Raw genomic sequence first — 1,222 nt, 5'->3', positions numbered from 1 at the left:
TTATCGGACGAGCAGTGGGCGTTGATCGAGCCGATGATCACGGCCTGGAAGCAGGACCGGGTGGCGCGATCGGCGACCGGGGATCCGGGGTCCTGTGATCTGCGGGAGATCGTGAACGCGGTCTTCTACCAGAACCGGACGGGCTGTCAGTGGCGCTACCTGCCCCATGACCTGCCGCCCTGGTCGGCGGTGTTCTACTACTTCGGCCTGTGGCGCCAGGACGGGCTCGACCAGCGGATCCAGGAACTCCTGCGCTGCCAGGTGAGGGAGAGGTCCCGCCGATTAGAGGACCCGTCCCTCGTGATCATCGACACCCAGTCCGTCCGAGCGGCCGCCGGTGTTCCGAAGACCACGACGGGACTGGACGCGAACAAGAAGGTGTCGGGCCGCAAGCGGGGACTGGCTGTCGACGTCATGGGGCTGATCATCGGTGTCGTCGTCCTGGCCGCCTCCGCCCACGACAACGCCGCCGGCACCGCCCTGCTCGACCAGGCCGCCGAACGGTGCGGGATGCGTCTGGAGAAGGCCCTGGTGGACCAGGGCTTCAAGGACGAGGTCGTCATCCACGGTGCACTGCTGGACATCGACGTCGAAGTCGTCCGCCGCAACCCGGCCGACCAGGGCAAGGGCTTCGTCCCGCAGCCGAAACGGTGGGTGGTGGAGCAGACGAACGGCACCTTGATGCTGCATCGGCGCCTCGCCCGCGAGTGCGACCACCGGCCCGACACCTCCGCCTCACGCGTTTACTGGGCCTCCACCGCGAACATGACCCGCCGCCTCACCACACCGGCCCCGGCCTGGCGCGACACCCTCGGACTGGCCGCGTGGACGTCGCCGAACTCCTGGCAGACCTCCAGACCCGGCAGGACGAGGCCGCCGCCCGGGCCGCAGAACTACGCGCCCGGATCGAAGAACTCGCCGCCGACCTGACCGAGACCGAAGCGCGGCTCACGGACCTGGCCACCGCCCGAAAGATCATCGCGGAGGTCACGCCGGCAGGAGCCGAATCCGAACCACCCGAGACGAACACCGCCTACCAGGCCATCGTGAATGCCTTCAATCAGCACCCCGACCAGATATTCCAGGCACGCGAGCTGCACGAACTCCTCGGCATGCCCACCGACGAGGCGTCCGTCAACATCACCCGCAGCCGCCTCGGACGCCTCACCCGCCAAGGCTTCCTCACCCAACCCGGACGAGGCCGCTACCAGAAACGGACATA

1 protein-coding gene and 1 pseudogene are annotated in these 1,222 nt (G+C 68.0%); both read left to right on the top strand.

All coding sequences use genetic code 11. The annotated features are described in order from the left end of the window. Positions 1–825, top strand: a pseudogene (locus tag ACWEQL_RS42500) (IS5 family transposase); the annotation flags it as partial. After that, positions 825–1,222 (top strand): hypothetical protein (locus ACWEQL_RS42495; RefSeq protein ID WP_452156997.1); only part of this gene is annotated, 398 nt, incomplete at its 3' end. The pseudogene ACWEQL_RS42500 and the gene ACWEQL_RS42495, both read left to right, overlap by 1 nt.

Source organism: Kitasatospora sp. NPDC004240 (genome assembly GCF_053603215.1).
The sequence above is the reverse complement of the archived record's forward strand: the minus strand, read 5'-3'. Positions and strand labels throughout refer to the sequence as shown.